A 15,523-nucleotide genomic window follows, 5' to 3' on the forward strand; every position below is an offset into this window, starting at 1 on the left:
GGATCGAGCTTGCCTTTGGGCAGCGTCCAGTCGTCGTACCCGGGCCGATGCACCAAAGCGATCTCAACTGCGCCGCCCGGCAATGACCGGGAGACGATGCCGCCAGCGCCGCGCACGAGCCGGGTGCCGCCGAGCTGCGGCGCTTCATCTTGCCGGACGCGATCAGGCAACGGGTTCCGCCTGCCGCTGGGCACGCGCAAGCGCGAGTTCTTGGAAGCGGCGCTGGCTGGCGGTGTCGTCGGAAATGAGCTTGCGCCATCGGCCATTCGCCTCGAGCGTCCAGGCGAGCGCGTCGTAAGTGAGATTGACGTTCAAGATGTCTTCGAGCCGCGACTGAAGCGCGATGTCGTTCACCGGCACGAGCGACTCCACCCGGCGATCGAGATTGCGCGTCATGAGATCCGCCGATCCGATGAAGTACGCGGCGCCGTTGCCCGGCGGACCGAAACGGTAAATGCGCGAGTGTTCGAGGAAGCGGCCGACGATGGAGCGCACGCGGATACGATCGGAGACGTCGGGCACGCCGGGCCGCAGACAGCACATGCCGCGCACGATGAGATCGATCTTCGCGCCCGCCTGCGATGCCGCTTCGAGCGCGCCGATGACTTCGGGGTCCACGAGGTGGTTGACTTTGATCACGATCTCGCCGGTCGGATTGGCTTGAGCGGCTATGAGCTCGAGGAGCTTGCGCCGCAGGCCCACCGGTGACACGAGCAGCCGGTCGTATTCGCTCTGCTTGCTGTAGCCGGTGAGATAGTTGAAGACTTCGGCCACGTCGGCGCCCAAAGCGAGATCCGCGGAAAGCAAACCAACGTCTTCGTACAGCTCCGCTGTTTTCGGGTTGTAGTTGCCGGTGCTCGCGTGCGTGTATCTTCGCAGCCCGCCCTCTTCGCGCCGCACCACGAGCAACAGCTTCGCGTGCGTCTTGAAACCGACGATGCCATAGACCACGTGCGCGCCGGCTTCTTCGAGGGCGCGCGCCCACGCGATGTTCGCGGCTTCGTCGAAGCGCGCGGTCACTTCCACCACTACCACGACCTGCTTGCCGGATTCGGCGGCGCGCACCAACGACTTCACGATCCGGCTCTCGCCGCCGGACGTGCGATAAATGGTCTGCTTGATGGCCATCACTTGCGGATCGCGCGCGGCCTGATCGATAAACGCTTCGAGCGATGCTGCAAACGAATCGTAGGGATGGTGCAGCAGGATGTCGCCGCCCATGAGCACGCGGAAGAAATCGGTGGGGCGGTCTGGATCGGTGGACACAAGCCGCGGCGGCGTGACCGGAATCCACGGATCGAATTTAAGCTCGGGCCGGCGCAGCGCGTACATGCTCCACAGCGACGAAAGATCGAGCGTGCCCGGCACGACGTACACGTCTTCGGGCTCCAAGTCGAGTTCGTCGAGCAGAAGATCGCGTACGGTGGTCGGCATGGTCGCGTCGATCTCCAACCGCACCGCGTGCGGCGAGCGCCGGCGCAATCGCAAAACCTCCTCAACCGCCGCAAGCAGATCTTCGGCTTCGTCCTCGAGTGCGATGTCGGCGTTTCGCGTGACGCGGAAGAAGTACGCGCCCGCCACCTCCATGCCGGTGAAGAGCGTGTCGAGGTGCGCCTTGATCACTTGCTCGATCGGCACGAATCGCCCGCCGGTCTTGGCACCGAGCAGAGGAATGAAGCGCGGCAACGAGCCTGGCACTTTGATCCGCGCGATGCGCGGCTCGCGGCCTTCGGCGGCGATGACCACAGCGAGATTCAGCGAGAGGTTGGAGATGTAGGGAAACGGATGCGCGGGGTCCACCGCAAGCGGCGTGAGCACCGGGAATATCTGATCGGCGAAGAGGGTGGCCACGTAGTCGCGCTCCGCCATATCGAGCGCGTCGTACGCAACGATCGAAACGCCAGAGTCGGCAAGCGCCGGCACGATCGAACCGTCGAACGCCTGTGCTGACCGCGCAACGAGTTCTTCGACGCGCGGGCGGATGTCGCTCAACTGTGATTGCGGTGTGAGTCCCGCTGCCGACGTGGCGCCCTCGCCGGCGCTCAATTGCGCTTTGAGGCCGCCCACGCGAACCTGAAAGAATTCATCCAGATTCTGACTGCAAATCGCGAGAAAGCGGGCGCGCTCGAGCAGCGGTACACGCGGATCCTCCGCTAGTGAGAGCACCCGGGCATTGAAGTCGAGCCATGAGAGCTCGCGGTTCAGATTATTAGGCAAGATCGCTCGCAATTGGCGCGGTCGTTCCGACACGCAGTCTAGTGCAATATCGTTATATGAGATACGAACTGATGAGTTCGCGCGCCGATGCGTCCCACCCTGGACGGTATAACGTTGGACGCTTTATGACGATAACAACTAGGGCTACTAAGCATATGGCAACAAATTTAACGGTCGAATCGACCGACAAATCCTCGCGTTGGTATATAACGCCGGGAACTTCGTCAACGTATGACCTGCAGGTGCACAACGACACCGACCGGGCAGTCTTGTGCCGCGTCACACTTGATTCACACCCCGACACGGGGTCCGTCAAGCCGCAATCGCTGACGCTTCAGGCGCGCGAGACGCGCAATGTTTCGGTGACGTTCGGCCCCGATGCTCGGCTGCCGCGCGACCGAAAAGCCGTCATCACGATCAAAGATGCCGCCGGCCAAGCCTTGAGCACGGTCGAGCGCGAGTTGGTCTCCGGCTCCAGCACCGATGCTACCCTCGTTCTCGCGTGGAAAGAACCCATCGTTGAGAACGACAAGTTGTGCGGCTTCGTCTTGCTCTGCACGATTCGCAGTCTAAGCGGCGGTGCGGACGACTTCACGCCCGAATTTGCCCCGCATCCGTCACTGCGTTTTCCCGAGCTCGCACCGGTGCCGATCGAAGCGGGCGCCACCGCCAATTTTGAGGTGCCGATCCGCTGGCAACGTGCCGCGCGAGATGCCGAAGGTTGGAATCACCCGCGCGCGATCGAGGCTTCGGTTGCGGTGAGTCAGGGACGACGCAGCGGACGCCTCTCGTGGGATGTCGTGCAGCGCACGATCGGGGAGATGCTCGACCGCTCGGACCGCTCGCCAGTTGTGGAACGCAAGGCCGCCGCGCCTTCGTTTGTGCCGACTTCGCATCCGACGAATGGATCCGATGTCGAGACGAATGGTGTTGTACCGGCGTCTTCCGATGTTGTGAAACCTGTCTCTCCTGTTGCGCCCGCCGCTGCAGGTTCGGAAATTGTGGCCCAGCCGACCGCGGCGACGCCCTCTACGCAGGTTCCTACGCCGCCGTCTCATACGGAACCGCCGAAAAAAGCGCACAACATCGATTCCGACCTTGCGATCGATTTTAGCGGTTATCGGCCGGCATTTCAACTCGTCAACGGCAAGGGCGCAGCGCCACCGGTCCCGCCGCTCGTCGGCGAGCTCATTGCGGGTCCGCCGAACGCCGCGATCAAGGTCGACGATCTCGATGCGTCGATCGTTGGATCGGGCTTGGCATATGCGCGCTATGCAAATGGCGCGACTCCGGCTGCGCCATCATCGCAAAAACGCGTGCCCGCAGCCGCGTGGGTCGCGGGAATTGTAGTGCTGGTCGTCGCAGCCTTTATGCTTTTCCGACCGCATGATTCTGCGGTACAGTCGGCGCCCAGCAACGTTGCAGTGTCGGCGCCCGCAGCGGTCGCCGTGAGTGTGCCGGCCGTGACTTCGCCCGCGCGAGCCGCTCGAACGTATCATGCCGTAGTGCGCGTCGCGCCGAAACCGAAGGTTGTCGTTCCAAGCCCGGCTGCTACAGTGAAAACTCGCGCGGCGACGATCGCTCCCACGGTAACAGCTGCGCCGGCGCCTGCGCCCGTAGTTGCCGCCGTGCATCGCACGCCCGCTCGTCCGATCGCCGTTCGGCCCGCACCGATAAATAGAAGCGCATTGCCGGAGATCGCGTCTGTCGACGCGTCGTATGCGACCAAAGGTCGCTTCGTTCGCGTGGCATGGGATTCGACGTCACAGGCCTCCGCCACGATTCAACTGACCGACGCTCGGGGCACCCTCATCGCGCAGAGCGCAGTGAACGGTGGACGCTCGCGGGTTTTACTGGGGCTTCCGCGCGGATTCCACGGCGGCGTCTACATCCAAGTGAGCGTCACGGGTTATCATAGCGAGCGCGTCGTGCAGACGTCTTCGCTCCCGCCGTTCTAAAATAGCCAACACCGCGATTGAAAAAATGGGCAAGCGATGCTTGCCCTCCTACATGATTTTGTATTGTGGGTGAGCGTTGCTCACCCTCCTACGGGACGATGGACTACTACCGCGCGTCGATCGTGATGTCGCCGCTTGAGGCTGCGATATCGATAATCGTCTTGGCGCTGCCGACGGCCACCGAAACATCGGATCCCGAATCGTGGTCGTGAATCGGCAGTTTCATGTTCGAGCTAAGGTCGCCGCTATCGGTCGATGCGGTGATGCGCCCACCGAAGCTTCTCGGAACGTCGAGAGTGATGGAACCGCTGGCGGTCCGCAAGCGAACGGTCGAAACGTTGTCGAATGAGACATACTTCGCGATCACATCGCCCGACGATGCGTCGAGATCCACGTCTTTTGAGAGGCCCGTCGCATCGATGTCTCCCGATGACGATTGCACACGCGCCGCGCCGGAGATGTTGGTCAATCTCACATCGCCGCTCGATGCGTCGACATTCATGGCACCTGAGTCGTTGGTCAATCTGACGTCGCCGCTTGACGAAGTGACGTCGATGAGTCCGCTTGTGCCTGAAACGTGCACATCGCCGCTGTCCACGTCCGCAATGACTTTCACGCCGCGCGGCACGGTGATCTCATAGGAGAGATCGCAGTTCGAGCAGTGGTGCGGGTAGTCGGTCGTGATCGTGATGCCGGCGTTCGCCGAACCGCCGTCGGCGACGGTGGCCACGTGCGAGCTCATCGCGTCCAAGTCGTTGTGGTTGGTGGCCGACTTTTTGACCGTGACCTCCACGGTCGACCCGCTGCCGCCCGTGACGTAGATATCGCCGCTCGTATTGGAAACCTGCAGCACACCGTTGTCGGGCATGGGATATGATGCCGTCGACTGGGTCCGCACCCGGTCCCACGGCCACGAAATGTCCGCGACCTGTGCGCCGATCGGCAGGTGGCCCGCAAGCACTTTAAGTCCGACGATGATAGCGACGATCGCAACAACTCGCAACATGTGACGAATTCCCCCTCACCCTTGAGGTCTTACCAGGGGCTCAGGCGCAATGTTTCAGCCGTAACGGCCAGAATTACTCCGCGCAGGGTCGTCAGGCCACGCCTGCCAACCCGGTGTTATGGGCCCACTACTCGGTGCCAGCTCGTCCCTCGCGGTCGTGTCGGCCATGATCACGCCGGCCATCCTCATCCTCGCCGCCGGCTCTTTGGTAAACACGACGCTCATTCGGCTCGGACGCGCCGTCGACCGGTCCCGCTACCTCATCGAGCGGGGTGACGAATTCCACGCCGCCGGCAACAAGAACGCGATGCGCGTCACCGAGGACCGGCTCGAACGCCAGCTTAAAAGAGCGGAATTCGCCCGGCTGGCGCTTTCCGGTTACTACGTCGCGATCGCGATCTTTTTGGTCTCGAGTTTGGCGATCGCGGTGAACGCGCTCTTGGGCGATCCATATCCGATGTTAGGGCCCGCCATCGTCATCCTCGGCGGAATCGTCTTGCTGTTGAGCACGGCGGCGGTCGTGGTTGAAGTGAACATCTCGGCGGGCACGCTGCGCGAGGAAGCCCGACAATTCCGCGAGCGGGAGCTGGACCCGTAGTTTCTTTTGTAGTAGGGCAAGCATCGCTTGCCCAAAGAATTTCTTAGACATCCAGCGCTAAATCATGCCGATGTCAATATCTCCGCCGCAATCTCTGCAACATCGCCCCCTCACATCTGTATTACAACTATGAACACGCATTGTATGGTCAGGCCTTCCGCCGTTGCCGCGCTGGTCGCGGTGGCACTATCGCTCTCAGCGTGCGATAGTGTCGGACAAGCCTACCCGCTGAACAAAGACGTGGCCATTCCGTTTGAGTTGGCGAACAATCACATCTTCGTCAAAGTGAACGTTGATAAATCTAAACCGCTGTGGTTTGTGCTCGACACGGGCGACAAATACGCGATCATCAACGAGCAGAATGCGAAGGATATTGGATTGGACCTCGGCGGTGGGGAAGTTGAAGTCACAGGAGTCGGCAATCAGACCTCGACTGCCTACTACGTCAAGAACAGTTCGTACAGCATTGCCGGTTTGGACGGATTCTCGCAGCCGATCTTCCTCGCGCTGCCGCTGGAGGGAGTTGCGGCGCATACCGGCCACGCCTCTGCGGGCATTATCGGCTTTGACTTTCTAAGCAAGTTCATCGTGGAAATCGACTACGACAATAAAACGCTGATCCTTCACGATCGCGACCAATATCAGTATCACGGCAACGGCGAGATTCTCCCGCTCACGTTTGGACACGGACACCCGCACATCGCGGCGCAGATCACGCAAGAAGGCCGCGCCCCGATCGACGCAACATTTCTGCTCGACGTCGGAGACGGCGGAGCGGTGACGCTCAACTCGCCGTTCGTCACGCAAGAACACTTGATGGACTCAAGTCAAAAGACGGCGCTGCGCACGATGGGCTACGGCGTCGGCGGCGGTTTCAAATCGCCGGTTGGAAGAATCAGGCAGCTCGAGATCGGCCGTTTCACGATTCCCAATCCCGTGACGGCCTACTCGCAAGCGACCGGCGGCGCGTTTGCTACGAACGAGGTGCAAGGTTCGATCGGCGCCGACATCTTGCGGAAGTTCAAAGTGATTCTGGACTACGCACACAATCGCGTCATCCTCGAGCCAGGCGCACATTTTGCCGATCCGCTCGAGTACGACATGAGCGGGCTCGCGCTTTCGGCGAACGATGTACCCGAGAAAACACTCAATGTCGATGAAGTCTACCCCGATTCGCCGGCATCAGAGGCTGAGATTCAAGGCGGCGACGTGATTACGTCGATCGACGGGCGGCCGATCTCGCAATACACCCTATCCGACGTACGCGAGATGTTCAGGCATGAGACGAAACATGACTTGACGTTCGATCGCGGCGGCCAAACTGTTAATGTCACCTTGAAGCTCCGCCGGCTAATCTAACCTTAGTCCTGTAGTAGGGCGAGCATCGCTCGCCCAGAAAATTGGGCAAGCGATGCTTGCCCTAGTACGGTTCGTTCCGTTCGTTCGGCTCATAGAGTAAAAGGGCAAGCGTTGCTTGCCCTCCTACAGCTCCTTGGCGTCGAACTGCTTTCGCGATTTGAGGATACCGCTCACATGAACGCGAGCCCACGAACCAAGCGGTTCCACTGCCTCCCACAACGTGCTACCGAGTTTGGTCAACTCGTAATCCACTCGCGGCGGCGTGGTGGGGAAGACGGTCCGCGTCACTAGGCCATCTCGTTCCAGCCCGCGCAGCGTGAACGTGAGCATCCGCTGCGAAATGCTGGGGACCAACCGCCTGATCTCATTAAAGCGCTTCGAGCCGTCGCCGAGCAAGACGACGATGAGCACGGTCCACTTGTCGCCGACGCGCGCAAGAATGGAGCTGAGAGCTCGGCACTCTTCGGTCGCGAGATCGGGCGTTTGAACGGTCATCTAGGTGTGCTCAGGTATCAGATCTGTGCCTTCTTGCGAACATCGCCCGTGGTATATAGAATAGTGCTAGTCGCATTTTGATACCGAATCGGCGACCACCTTCACCTCCATCGGCAGATAGTAAGGCGCAAAAGCATGATCGTCATTTCCGTCATTGTCGGAAGTACCCGCGAGGGCCGCTTCTCGGAGAAACCCGCGAAGTGGATATTGCAACACCTGAAAAAGCGCGAGGGCGTCGACGCTCGGCTTCTCGACCTTCGCGACTTTCCGATGCCATTCTTCGATCAACAGGCAACGCCAGCCGCTCCGGGGCGTGCGCCCTACGAGAACCCAGTCGTGCAGAAATGGATTGCCGCGATCGAGCAGTCCGACGGCTTCGTCTTTGTCACCCCCGAATATAATTACGGCACCTCCGCGGTGCTCAAGAACGCGATCGACTGGACCTATCGCGAGTGGAATCGCAAGGCGGCTGCATTCGTGAGCTACGGTTCCGCCATGGGCGTGCGCAGCGTCCAACAGCTCCGAGAGACGATGGTCGAAGTTCAGATTGCCCCGGTTCGGTCGGCGGTTCACATCCCTGTCGCCACGTTGATGGCTCATTATAAAGGCGGCGATGTCGACGCCGGACTTGCCGAGCTAGAAGCGCCTGCCGCGAAGATGATCGACGATCTGCTTTGGTGGACCGCTGCGCTGAAGACAGCGCGCGACAAAGCGGCGTGATTACAAACTAGGGCAAGCGATGCTTGCCCTCCTACATAAATCGCGCGGGGCAAGCGATGCTTGCCCTAGTACGACCTAGTTCGGCAACGTGTTCGGAACTGTCGTGACAGTGCCGGGTTGGCCGCCGTGATATGAGCCCTCCGGCAGGCCATCCGGGAACGATCGCTGCAAGATGTAAAAACCGCCTTCGTCGACACTCTCGTCGAGGACGAACACAGTTTTCGAGTCGGCGCTGAGACGCAATCCGGTTGAGCAATTACGCCCGACGACGTGCGACATGCCCGTCTCGCGCCGGTACGGCTTGGGGAATATCGTCATCAAGCCCTCAACGCCCCCGGCGCAAGCGTCTGGATTGGTGAGCGTGACAAGGTCGTCGGTCTTCGGGTCGACTACGACACCTTCCATGCCCGCTTCGCCCAGTCCAAGATCAAGAGTCTTGCATCGAGTGGGATCGGGCCCGTTCGGGCCATTCGGGATTTTTACGACGCCGACAGTGATAGTGCCGTTGATATTTGCGCCGACATAGACGTTGCCTTCGTTGTCGACCGCAACATTCGAGGCATAGTCGATGGCGCTACAGGAAAGCTCTTGCGGGTTCGGTGTGCCGCCCGGATACCACACGACATTATCGGCGGGAGGGGGCCCGGCGAGGTTGACCACGTATAGCGACTTGTCTTTGCCGATCGCAATGTCTACAGGTCTGCCATACGGATCCGGCAACGTGGTTTGCGCCTTCGTGTCGACATTGAATTGCAGCACTTCCGCAGGATCCTGATTCCCAAACGAGACCACGCGCCCGTTTGCAACCAAGCCATTTCCGACGAAGAGACCCTTTTTTGAGATTCTGATCGGAGAATTGTGGACACCCGGACGCATCGGCCAGTATTCAAGCGCTCCCGAATTGCTGTCGACCGCGATAACAGCCGGGGATGTCACTGCCGGCGCCCCCGACGTATCGACCATCGATGATATCGAGCCGGAGTCCGTCTGTGTTATTGCGCTGTGGAGTTGGTTAGTCCCAGGTGTCGCTGAGCACCCACCTACGACAAGCGATGAAATGATGAGTGCAAAAAGAAGCGGTGATGCTGCTAATCTTTTCATTTTTGAAACTCCCGATGTAAGAAGTTCCCGAAATTATCTCACCGGATTCTCTTCATTTCAATAGGTCGTTCGCCATTGTTTTCCGAGTAGTGGATGGCCGTCCGCACACAAAAAGTAAGGCCGACCATAAAGGTCGGCCCTACAGAACGAGATAGCAAAAGGGCAAGCGATGCTTGCCCTCCTACAGATCATCTACATCATGTCGTAGCCGCCCATGCCGCCGCCGCCGCCACCCGGCATTCCGCCGTTCTTCTTGTCGTCCGGCTTCTCGGAGACAAGGGTTTCGGTGGTGAGCAGCAACGCTGCGATGGATGCGGCATTCTCAAGGGCCGAGCGCGTGACCTTAAGCGGGTCAACGATGCCCATCTTGAACATGTCGCCGTATTCTGCGTTCTCGGCGTTGAAGCCGAAATTGCTCTCGAGCGTCTTGACCTTCTGCACGACGACCGAGCCTTCGTAGCCGCCGTTTTCGGCGATCTGGCGCAGCGGCTCTTCGAGAGCGCGCTTCACGATGTTGATGCCGACCTGCTCGTCTGCATGATCGGGCTTGGCTGCATCGAGACCCTTGAGCGCGTGGATGAGTGCGGCGCCGCCGCCAGGCAGCATGCCCTCTTCGACCGCGGAGCGCGCCGTCGAGACGGCGTCTTCCATGCGATGCTTCTTTTCCTTGAGCTCGGTCTCGGTGGCCGCGCCGACCTGGATGACCGCGACGCCGCCCGACAACTTGGCGAGGCGCTCTTGGAGCTTCTCGCGGTCGAAATCGGAATCAGTGTCTTCGATCTGGCGCTTGATCTGCTCGATCCGGCCTTTGATCTCTTCCTTCTTGCCGGCGCCGTCGACGATGGTCGTGTCTTCCTTGGTGATCTTGACCGTCTTGGCTTTGCCCAGCTCGGTGATCGTGACTTTGTCGAGTTTCAGGCCAAGCTCTTCAGAGATGACCGTGCCGCCCGTGAGGATGGCGATGTCCTTGAGCATTTCCTTGCGGCGGTCGCCGAAGCCCGGGGCCTTGACCGCGACGCACGTGAACGTGCCGCGCAGCTTGTTGACCACGAGTGTTGCGAGCGCTTCGCCTTCGACGTCTTCAGCGATGATGACGAGCGGGCGCTGAACCTGCACGACCTTCTCGAGCAGCGGCAGGATGTCGGCGATGGCCGAAACCTTGCGCTCCGTGATCAGGACGTACGGGTCGGTGAGCACGGCTTCCATGCGTTCCGGATCCGTGACCATGTACGGCGAGATGTAGCCCTTGTCGAACTGCATGCCTTCTTTAAGTTCGAGCTCGGTCTTCGTCGTGCGCGACTCTTCGACGGTGATGACGCCGTCTTTGGTGACTTTCTCCATTGCGTCGGCAACGATGTCGCCGATGGTCTTGTCCTTGGCCGAGATGGACGCCACTTGCGCGATGTCTTCTTTGGTCTCGACTTTGCGCGACATCTTCTTGAGCTCGGCGACCGCGGCCACAACGGCCTTCTCGATGCCGCGCTTGATCGCAAGCGGGTTCGAACCGGCGGTGACGTTGCGCAGTCCTTCGCGGATGATGGCTTGCGCGAGCACGGTGGCGGTGGTGGTGCCGTCGCCGGCGATGTCGTTGGTCTTGCTCGCAACTTCTTTGACCAGTTGCGCGCCCATGTTCTCGAAGTGATTCGAAAGCTCGATCTCCTTCGCGATGGTGACGCCATCGTTGGTGATCGTCGGCGATCCGAACTTCTTATCGATGACGACATAACGGCCTTTCGGGCCGAGCGTCACTTTGACGGCGTCGGCGAGCGCATTCGCGCCGCGCTCGAGCGCGCGCCGGGCGTTCTCGTCGAAAAGTAATTCTTTAGCTGCCATTATAGTATTCGATTGCTCCTTATGCGAATGGGCAAGCGATGCTTGCCCTAATACGAAAGCTTACCGCTTGACGATGGCGAGAACGTCTTTCTCGCTGATGATGAGGTACTCTTTACCTTCGAGTTTGATCTCGCTGCCGGAGTACTTCGAATAGATGACTTTGTCGCCGACGCTGACTTCGATCTTGATGAGCTCGCCTTTGTCGGTTTTGCGGCCCGGCCCGACCGCGATGATGATGCCTTCTTGCGGCTTTTCTTTTGCGGTATCCGGAAGAATGACGCCGCCGGCCGATTTCGGTGCTTGCTCGACGGACTCGACGACGACGCGGTCGCCTAATGGTTTGAGTTCGAGTTTGGTTGCGGTTTCGGGCACAGTTAAGGTCTCCTTTGGAGAAGTGCTGGAACGACGTCGATGCCCACGGAGATTCACGCACCGTCACGCAGCGCTTTGGGGGGCGCGCGGGCCTATGGCAAGAATCGAGTGGCGGATGTTTGCCCGTATTAGGGCTGGTACACTAACGTCTTAGCAGTCTTGGCACTTGAGTGCTAAGTTCATTATAGCGATTGCATATGCCTTTGACAAGGGGTTCGATTGCGACCATGGCTTGAAATAAGTGCTGCCGCGCTGACCGCGAACGCTCGTGCGATTGGCCGCCTGACTGCCCCCGCTCAGCTCTGCGCCGTGGTGAAATCCAACGCCTACGGGCACGGACTTGTGCCTGCTTCGCAGGCTATTGCCGCAGCGGGCGTCCCGGGGCTGGGATTTGGCGTTTTCCGCGCGGCCGAAGGGCTGGCAATGCGGGCTGCCGGGATTTCCGAGCCGATTTTGGTGCTGGGGCCGGTGGACGAACCCGACGTAGCCGAGCTCGTTGCCGCCGAAATCGAGCTGGGCCTTACTGATGAAGGCGATGTCGAGAGCTACGGCCGGCGGCATGCGACCGTGCATCTGAAAGTCGAGACGGGCACGAGCCGTTTTGGCGTTGCGCCGCTCAGAGCGTTGATCGCCGCCGATCGTCTGCGCGAATTGGGGGCCACCGTCGTCGGCATCTATTCGCATCTCGCGGATTCCGAGGAATTGGATGCATCCTTTGCGCGCGAGCAGCTCGCGCGATTGATGGAGTCTTCGAATATTGTTGGCGGCAGGCCGATCCGACATATAGCCGCGTCGGCCGCCGCACTGATGTGGCCCGAGTTTCGCTTGGAGATGGTCCGCTGCGGCATCGCGATGTACGGCGCGTGGCCTAGTGAGAGCGTGCGCGAACGCATGGCGGAGATCACGCCGACGTTTGCTTTGCAACCGGCGTTGCGTTTTTTCGCACCGATCGTGCACATGATGGATGTCGCGTCCGGCGACACGGTGGGCTATGGCTGCGAATATCGAACGGCGCGCGAATCGCGCATCGCCGTGTTGCCGGTCGGCTACGCCGATGGTCTGCCGCGCGCCGCCGGCCAAGAATCGTTTAGCGTGATGCTGGGCGCCTTGCGCGCGCCGATCGTCGGACGGATCTGCATGAACGCGTGCATGATCGACGTCACCGAATGCAAACCGCAGCCCGTGCGCGGCGATGTCGCCGAATTCGACATCGACGAACTCGCGAAGGCCGCGGACACAATCAATTACGAGGTCTTGGCTCGGTTGTCGCCCGAACTCGAGCGGCGCTATGATTAGGAAGGCGGCGTTTGCGGCGTTGGCTGTCGCGCTCGCTCTCGCGGGATGCACTCACGTGACTGAATCGTCGGCGCCTGCGCAGCATGTCGGGTCGGTGCCGGGAGTCGTGCGCATCTCGCGTCCGAACTCGCCGAATTCGCTCAATCCGCTGATCGGCGGACTCTACATCGAGAACTACGTACAGGAAGCCATCTTCGACGGCCTAGTGAAACTCGATGGGAACGAGGATCTTGTTCCGGACTTGGCCGTGGCGATACCGACGCGCGCGAACGGCGGTTTGAGCGCGGATGGCAAGACCATCACCTATCGCTTGCGACATGGCGTCACATGGCACGATGGCGCACCGTTCACGTCGGCCGATGTCGTCTTCACATATAAAGAAATGACCGACCCCAAAGTGCCGTTCCCGTCCGCAAGCACCTATGCCCAGGTGCAATCGGTCACCGCGCCCGACCTGTACACGGTCGTCGTGCGTCTCAAGAACCCGTCGGCGCAAGCGCTCGGACAGCTTTTCTGCAACGGCGAGGACGGGCAGATCGTGCCGCAGCATCTGCTCTCGCACGTGACCGACATGCTCACCGATCCGTTCGGCTACAATCCGGTGGGAACGGGCCCGCTCAAGTTCGTGAGCTGGGATCGCGGCAATAAGATCGTGCTCGCGCCCAACCCGAACTATTTCGGTGGCACATTGCATATAAAGGAAGTGGACATCATCACCGTGCCGGACGCCAACACGATGCTGACGATGGCGCGTGCGCACGAACTCGACGTCGCGCAGCTCACCACGCCGTCGCAAGTTACGACGCTGCAAGGTGTCGCCGGAATCCGCGTGATCGAGGCGCCGGCGTTCACGTTGTATCACATCGAATTCAACCTGCTGCGCGCGCCGTATGACGACATTTCGGTCCGCACCGCGTTGGCGCTCGCATTGGACCGCCATGCGATCGCGATGAAGGCGTTCGACGGATACGCCATCCCAGCCGACTCGGTGATCCCGCCGTTCAGTTGGGGTTACGATCCGAACAACGGCGCACCGCGTTACGATCCCGCCGCCGCGGGAAAACTTCTCGATGCCGACGGTTGGGTGCGCGGCCCCGACGGCGTCCGCGTGAAGAACGGCGCGCGACTCGATCCCGCTGTCATGGTCGCGACTGAGAGTGCGGCTGGACTTTCGGGCGCGCAACAAGTGCAGGCTTATTGGCGCGCGCTCGGCGTCGATGCGACCGTGAAACCGCAACCACTCAATGTGCTTCTTGGCCCGGGTGGACCCGCTGAGACCGGCAATTTCGACGTGTACTACGCGTCCAACGGATTCGACGTCGATCCTTCGCGCGACATGATCTTAAGCAAACTGTCGATTCCGCCGAACGGCCACAATTACAGCCGGTATAACAACCCGACTGCCGAGCGGTTGATCGAAGAAGGCGCATCGACGTACGATCGTGCTGCACGCATCCACTACTACTCGTTGTTGCAGCGGCTGGTCAACCATGATCTTCCCGTCATCCCAATCGCGTGGCCGAAGTTCATCTACGCCGTGAGCACCGACGTGCACGGCTTCGCTCCGGAAACCGTCAATTCGGATTTTTGGAACGTGGAGCAGTGGCGGAACTAGCCGGCACTGTGAGGTCGTTTCGCGTCCCGTACCCGGTGGCGCTTGTGTTGCTCGGCTTGCTGATCGGATTATTCCCCAAGCCGTACGTCGCGCTGACTCCTCAACTCGTGCTCTTCGTGTTCTTGCCCCCGCTGCTCTTCGCCGGCGCGTGGGGTTTGCCGATCGACCACTTGCGACGCAATTGGGTGCCGATAGCCGTGCTTGCGACCGTTGGTGTCGCGGTCGGAATCGCAGCATCGTTCGCTATTGTGCGTTTCGGAGCTGGGCTCGACGCAAGTGTCGCGTTGCTCTTCGGCGCCATCGTGGCGGCGACCGATCCGGTGGCGGTACTCGCGCTGTTCCGATCGATGCGCGTAGATCGCGATCTTTCGACCATTGTCGAAGGCGAGAGTCTGTTCAACGATGGGACCGGCGTCGTCGCGTATCGATTGGTATTGGCCGGCGTTTTGACCGGCGGCTTTGCCGAACCCGCTGCGGTCGCCGTTTCTTTCGCGGTGCTCACGCTCGGCGGCGCAGCGCTCGGTCTCGCAGGCGGCTTCGCATTGCGCCCGGTACTCCGGATCGCTAGGCTTCATTCATTTCTTTATGCGATCGCGTCTGTCGTCATCGCGTACGGCATCTATGACCTCGGCGAAATGCTCCACGTGTCAGGGATCATCGCCGTTTTGTGCTGCGGACTGGTGCTCGCAAATGCCGCTCGCACGATGCCGGATAAAGAACGGATCGCCGAGCTGAGCGATCGTTTCTGGGAGGGCGTGGCGCTGGCGGCGAACGTCGCTCTCTTCGTGCTTTTGGGGCGATCCGTAAACGTAAATGCGTTGGTGGCCGCCTGGCCCGCAACCGGTTGGGCGATCCTCGCCGTCGTCGCCGGCCGCGCAGCCACGGTCTATGGATTGGCTCCGATCTGCGGCGTACTGGGTTCGCCGCTGCGAGGCCGTTGGCAACATGTGATC

Annotated in this window: 13 protein-coding genes; 7 read left to right on the forward strand and 6 right to left on the reverse strand. The window is 60.6% G+C overall.

All coding sequences use genetic code 11. The features are described from left to right. Nucleotides 1-162: 162 nt before the first annotated feature. Nucleotides 163-2,217 carry a polyphosphate kinase 1 gene (gene ppk1 / locus VII69_14710; protein HEY5096361.1) on the reverse strand — a complete coding sequence of 685 codons (2,055 nt, stop codon included), beginning with the start codon at nucleotides 2,215-2,217 and terminating at the stop codon, nucleotides 163-165. A 155-nt stretch (nucleotides 2,218-2,372) separates the two neighbouring features. Between ppk1 and VII69_14715 the strand changes: the two genes are divergently transcribed. Beyond that, entirely contained in the window at nucleotides 2,373-4,175 is a 1,803-nt protein-coding gene (locus VII69_14715; protein HEY5096362.1) for a hypothetical protein, read from the forward strand. Nucleotides 4,176-4,281: 106 nt separating this feature from the next. Here VII69_14715 and VII69_14720 read toward each other — a convergent pair whose 3' ends face one another. Beyond that, a complete protein-coding gene (locus VII69_14720) occupies nucleotides 4,282-5,181 on the reverse strand; it encodes a DUF4097 family beta strand repeat-containing protein (GenBank protein HEY5096363.1) in 900 nt (299 codons plus the stop codon). A 166-nt stretch (nucleotides 5,182-5,347) separates the two neighbouring features. Here VII69_14720 and VII69_14725 point away from each other — a divergent pair, with 166 nt between their 5' ends. After that, nucleotides 5,348-5,779 (forward strand): DUF2721 domain-containing protein, encoded by a 432-nt coding sequence (locus VII69_14725; protein ID HEY5096364.1) that lies wholly within the window; start codon nucleotides 5,348-5,350, stop codon nucleotides 5,777-5,779. A gap of 144 nt (nucleotides 5,780-5,923) precedes the next feature. Next, nucleotides 5,924-7,138 (forward strand): aspartyl protease family protein, encoded by a 1,215-nt coding sequence (locus tag VII69_14730; protein ID HEY5096365.1) that lies wholly within the window; start codon nucleotides 5,924-5,926, stop codon nucleotides 7,136-7,138. A gap of 123 nt (nucleotides 7,139-7,261) precedes the next feature. On the opposite strand, the gene VII69_14735 is transcribed toward VII69_14730, so the two are convergent. Beyond that, entirely contained in the window at nucleotides 7,262-7,633 is a 372-nt protein-coding gene (locus VII69_14735) for a helix-turn-helix domain-containing protein (GenBank protein ID HEY5096366.1), read from the reverse strand. A 135-nt stretch (nucleotides 7,634-7,768) separates the two neighbouring features. Between VII69_14735 and VII69_14740 the strand changes: the two genes are divergently transcribed. Then, complete coding sequence (locus VII69_14740; GenBank protein ID HEY5096367.1) at nucleotides 7,769-8,353, forward strand: NAD(P)H-dependent oxidoreductase; 585 nt, start codon at nucleotides 7,769-7,771, stop codon at nucleotides 8,351-8,353. A 75-nt stretch (nucleotides 8,354-8,428) separates the two neighbouring features. Here VII69_14740 and VII69_14745 read toward each other — a convergent pair whose 3' ends face one another. The 3 genes from VII69_14745 to groES all read right to left on the reverse strand — a co-directional run bounded on the left by VII69_14745 (nucleotide 8,429) and on the right by groES (nucleotide 11,659). Continuing rightward, entirely contained in the window at nucleotides 8,429-9,316 is an 888-nt protein-coding gene (locus VII69_14745) for an SBBP repeat-containing protein (protein ID HEY5096368.1), read from the reverse strand. A 330-nt stretch (nucleotides 9,317-9,646) separates the two neighbouring features. Beyond that, a complete protein-coding gene (gene groL, locus VII69_14750; protein ID HEY5096369.1) occupies nucleotides 9,647-11,287 on the reverse strand; it encodes a chaperonin GroEL in 1,641 nt (546 codons plus the stop codon). A 60-nt stretch (nucleotides 11,288-11,347) separates the two neighbouring features. Next, the gene (groES, locus tag VII69_14755; GenBank protein HEY5096370.1) at nucleotides 11,348-11,659 is read right to left on the reverse strand and encodes a co-chaperone GroES; all 312 of its coding nucleotides are present in this window, start codon (nucleotides 11,657-11,659) and stop codon (nucleotides 11,348-11,350) included. 219 nt (nucleotides 11,660-11,878) lie between these two features. On the opposite strand from groES, the gene alr reads away from it, so the two are divergent. From alr to VII69_14770, 3 genes are all read left to right on the forward strand, one after another. Continuing rightward, nucleotides 11,879-12,955, forward strand: a complete 1,077-nt coding sequence (alr, locus tag VII69_14760; protein HEY5096371.1) for an alanine racemase — start codon at nucleotides 11,879-11,881, stop codon at nucleotides 12,953-12,955. Then, entirely contained in the window at nucleotides 12,948-14,570 is a 1,623-nt protein-coding gene (locus tag VII69_14765) for a peptide ABC transporter substrate-binding protein (protein HEY5096372.1), read from the forward strand. Before alr ends, VII69_14765 begins: the two co-directional genes overlap by 8 nt. Then, nucleotides 14,558-15,523: sodium:proton antiporter (locus tag VII69_14770; protein HEY5096373.1), on the forward strand; the 966-nt coding region annotated here is incomplete at its 3' end. The genes VII69_14765 and VII69_14770, both read left to right, overlap by 13 nt.

This window comes from Candidatus Eremiobacteraceae bacterium (assembly GCA_036511855.1).
Classification (GTDB): Bacteria; Vulcanimicrobiota; Vulcanimicrobiia; order Eremiobacterales; family Eremiobacteraceae; genus JABCYQ01.